The following is a 4,037-nucleotide window of genomic DNA, read 5'->3' on the forward strand; positions in this document are numbered from 1 at the left end:
CCCGCGACCGCCGCCGCCCCCCGAAAACCGCGCGAAAAGCCGCATGCTCGGACAACGCCGCCGCTGGATGCGGGTCACCGAGACCAACCAACCGCTTTCCGAGACCGCTTTTCAGCAGCCTGCTAGGCGCGGAAGACTTGCAGCAGTGCCTAGGATGCCGTTCCGCGAGGCTGCGCGCAGTCGACCGGTGCGGCGGTATGCGGCATCCGCATCCTGTGCGACTACCTCACCATTCGGGGCCATCTCGAGAAGGAGGGCGACACGAGAGGTGAGCTCGGTTTCTCGCTACCGCGATCGGTTCCGATAGGTGGCGTCACTGCCGGTTGATTGGCACGTCTGGTCGGCGTCGTCAGGCTTCCATCAACTGCGGCAGACGATTGCGCTGACCACGCGCGGAGACCCATCGGATGGCATCGCCAGACAGGATGCGGAAGTCGATTTCGTGCGAGCCAACGATTGCCCGCGTCGAGACGAATGCTGCCCGCACCCGATCGACACTTTTCGGATGAATCTTCCCGAACAGGTCTTTGGATGTCGCGGCGACGCCCCATGCAGATCCCACAGCTCATAGGCACGCTTGTCCATGGCGATCTCATCGGCCTCGACGTTCCACTATCACACGCCGACACCTGCGGCATCGATGGCCGCGCAGGTACTGCTGATCCCAATTCAGCGGGCGTGAGCGCGCGTCTGCCAATGTGGGTGCAATCCCGTGTTGCTGGTAAGCGGCCTGTATTTTTGGTCCGCGCCGCTGCACTAGCTCCGGTGCTTACCTGTCTGGGCTGGAGGGTAGGAAGAGTGAGTTTCTGCTTCCATGCGCTCGCGCGCTCGATGCCAGTACAGGTCCGCTTGCCCGTTTGGCTTGCCATCGGCCTCCCACATCAGGTAGGCACGCGCTCGGATGCGCTCATCAGAATCCTGATCCACAAAATCCCGATTTTTAGAGTTGTCGGCAACATCAGACATACTGTCCTCCTATATGAACCCTGGCATGAAACAATATTTCAAGAAAATATGTCTCTTCTGTTCTGCGGGACAGAGAATCACTATTTAACGGCATACCACACGACCGGGTATTTTTCTATTTTTAATTTAATTGGAACTATGAATTCTAAGCCGATCAGTTGCTCAAGCAGCATAATCGTTAGTGTGCAATGATGTTACGGTGGAGGGTGGCTAGGCCGTCGCCCAAGCAGCATGGCGCTTCCCCTACAAGCTGGACGCAACCGGCGCGGATCTCGTGCGTCGGGCCGGGTCAGATGGCGCGCCAGAGGGAAGGTTTGTGACGCCATGTCCGATCGCCCCCATTCCGGGCCGGCCGAGACAAGGGAGTGCGAAGGGCCGTGCTGGCTGCGTCTGGCCATTCGCATCGCCCTGTTGGCTTCCGCGCCCGCCTTCTTGACCGTTCCCCGCACCCTGGCCTGGGCGGCTGTAGTGCAACCGGTTGATGAGACAGCCGACTGCGCTGTTCAGGCGGCCAAGAGTAGGTTGTCAGATTGGCCTTGAGCAAGGCTGCGTTGCTCGGCGCGGATCTGGTTCGGGGTGCGGTAGCCGTGCCGGGCGACGAGCCAAGTGGCGTTGTAGTGGGCCACGAAATCCTGCAGCCCGCGGCGCAGCTCTTCGATGGTGTCGAAGGTGTGCACCCATAAGAAGTTCTCCTTCAGGGTACGGATGAAGCGTTCGGCGACGCCGTTGCCCTCGGGCTGGCGGACGAAGGAGGGCGAGCTCTCGATGCCGAGGAAGCCGATCTCGTCCTGGAAGTCGCCGGCCATGTAGTTCGAGCCGTGGTCGTGCCGGAGGGCGAGACCCTTGGCTGCGTTCTTTTCGATGCCGCCGAAGTACCGCAGCACGCCCTGGCGGACCGGCTCGAGTGCCTCGAAGCGGTTGCCGGAGCGGGCGGCATGGTTGCCGACGCACTTGCCGGAGCAGTGGTCGACGGCGACGAAGACCCGGGCCCGACCTTCTCTGACGGTCACGGTCTCGGTCATGTCGGTGCCCCATATCGCGTCCACTGCGGTGGCGGTGATGGTGCCGTCATGGGCGCGCTGCTCGGGACGGCCGATGCGGTGTGGCGCGAGCAGGCCGTGCTGGCCCATCAGACGCCGGACCCGCCGGGCCGAGGTGCGGATGTCACCATGGCGCAGCCGGGCCCAGATCTTCCGGTAGCCCTCGCCATGCAGGCGTGAGCCAAGGACCTGGGCGCGGATGTGCTCGAGCAACGCGGCATCGGAGCAGGCCCCGATCGGACCGCGCCGTGCCGGGCGGGACGGCAGCGGCTCGGCACCGGCCACCGCGCGATGCCGGTAAACCGTGGCGCGGGAAAGGCGCCAGACGCGAGCGACCCTGGCCAGGCCGTAAGCGCGGCCTGTGGCCGGCGAGAGGGACTGGCTCACCGCCTCGGCCTCCGCCGGCCCAAAGGGCGGCCGCCCTCCAGGGCGGCGATTTTCTGTTCGAGCAGCTCGTTGGCCATGGTGACCTCGCCAAGCTTGGCCTTGAGGCGGAGCAGTTACTCATCGCGGCTGTCGCGCTCGCGCTCCTTCATCGCCGCCTCTGCCGCGACCAAGGCGCGGTCGCGCCACTCGCTCAGGCGGGCGACGGTGACATTGAGCTCTCGCGCGAGGGTCTCGAGCGGCTCGCCGCGCAGCAGGCGGGTGACGGCGGCCAGCTTGCGCCGGGCGGAGTTGCGACGCTCCGGCCGGGCACCGCCCAAAGGAGCGCCGGCATCAGCGTCCTGGGCGCACGTCGGCGTCCCGTCAGGCTTGTCGCTGTGGTTCTGGTCCATCGGTCTGACCTCCGGTTGCGGTGATCCCTACCGCAGCCGGCTGTCTCATCGAACCGTGCCGCACCCCATGCAGAGCTGCCATCAGCCGCCCAGATGAAGAGCGATGAGGAAAGTTCAGCACATGCCAGAGGCGCCGAGTGTCCGCGATCGCTTGCTGGGTCTGATCGTTTCACTGCTGGTGATCGCCGGGCTGCGGTGGAGCTATCCGGTGTCTATGCCGCTCGCTGGCGCTATTTTCATCGTCGCCGTGATCTGGCCGGTGAAGCAATGGCTGGATCGGGTGCTGCCCGCCGCGCTGAGCTATCTCCTGGCCGGCATGCTGCTGTTGCTTGTTCTCCTCGGCTTCTTTGGCGCTGTCTATTTCTCCGCTTCGCAGGTAGTGCAGAGCTTTGTCGACCGGCAGGAGGAGTTCCGGAGCCTCTACGACACCTTTCTCGCCTCCCTGCGCCGGCATGGCTTGCCGACGCCGTTGGAGCAGGACGGCTTCGCCCGTCTAGTCGGCCTCGCCCAGGCCGCCCTCTCACGGCTCTATACCGTCCTCGGCTATCTCGGGTTCATCGCAATCTTGGTGCTGCTCGGCTTGCCGGAAGTCCCGGCATTCCGGCGCAAGCTCCACCACGGGGTGTCCGATTCCGACAGGCAGGACGTGCTAGATACCGCTGAACGAATTGCCAGCGTGTTCCGTAGCTACCTGGGTGTGACCGTGCTCGTGAGCCTCTTCACCGGCCTGGCATCCATGGCCTGGGCCCTTGCGATCGGCCTCGACTTGGCAGTCACCTGGGGACTGCTAAACTTCCTGCTCAATTTCGTCCCGGTTTTCGGCAATATCATCGGTATCATCCTCCCGACGCTCTACGCGTTAATCCAGTTCCAGGACTGGACCATGTTGCTTGTCACATTCCTTGGCTACACGGTCCTACAGGTCGCCGTCAGCAACTTTGTCTACCCCTGGATGCAGGGCGAAAGGCTGTCGCTGTCGCCGGCCGCCATTGTCGTGGCTCTCGCCTTCTGGAGCTGGGTCTGGGGTATTGCTGGCGCCCTCCTCGCGGTGCCGCTGACCGCCGCCGTCGCAATCGTCTGCGGCCGCTTCAGCAGCACCGAATGGATCGCCAGGATGTTGTCAAAGGGCTAAGGTCTGTTAGCTCCTGAGGTACATTCCTAACTGTTAGGGATGACGGAGAACCCTGGTATTCACGTTCTGAGCGACGCGCGGTGGGCGGCGTTGGAACCGCTGATCAACGAAGTCCGGCCGCAC

Annotated in this window: 2 protein-coding genes and 1 pseudogene; 1 reads left to right on the plus strand and 2 read right to left on the minus strand. The window is 63.8% G+C overall.

Annotation, left to right across the window (positions count from 1 at the left end):
• Nucleotides 1-756 precede the first annotated feature (756 nt).
• Nucleotides 757-966 carry a DUF2934 domain-containing protein gene (locus tag ACFQS7_RS30645; RefSeq protein ID WP_380070934.1) on the minus strand — a complete coding sequence of 70 codons (210 nt, stop codon included), beginning with the start codon at nt 964-966 and terminating at the stop codon, nt 757-759.
• Between the two features lie 503 nt (nt 967-1,469).
• Nucleotides 1,470-2,782: pseudogene (locus ACFQS7_RS30650) on the minus strand (IS3 family transposase).
• Nucleotides 2,783-2,903: 121 nt separating this feature from the next.
• Between ACFQS7_RS30650 and ACFQS7_RS30655 the strand changes: the two are divergent.
• Complete coding sequence (locus ACFQS7_RS30655) at nt 2,904-3,914, plus strand: AI-2E family transporter (protein ID WP_380070935.1); 1,011 nt, start codon at nt 2,904-2,906, stop codon at nt 3,912-3,914.
• The last annotated feature ends 123 nt before the right edge of the window (nt 3,915-4,037 follow it).

Origin of the sequence: Dankookia sp. GCM10030260 (genome assembly GCF_042666655.1) — a bacterium.
Classification (GTDB): domain Bacteria; phylum Pseudomonadota; class Alphaproteobacteria; order Acetobacterales; family Acetobacteraceae; genus Paracraurococcus.

What these genes read in the sequence shown, in the direction of transcription:
- ACFQS7_RS30645 (WP_380070934.1), bottom strand. Translation starts at nt 966, where the DNA reads ATGTCTGATGTTGCCGACAACTCTAAAAATCGGGATTTTGTGGATCAG.
- ACFQS7_RS30655 (WP_380070935.1), top strand. Translation starts at nt 2,904, where the DNA reads ATGCCAGAGGCGCCGAGTGTCCGCGATCGCTTGCTGGGTCTGATCGTT.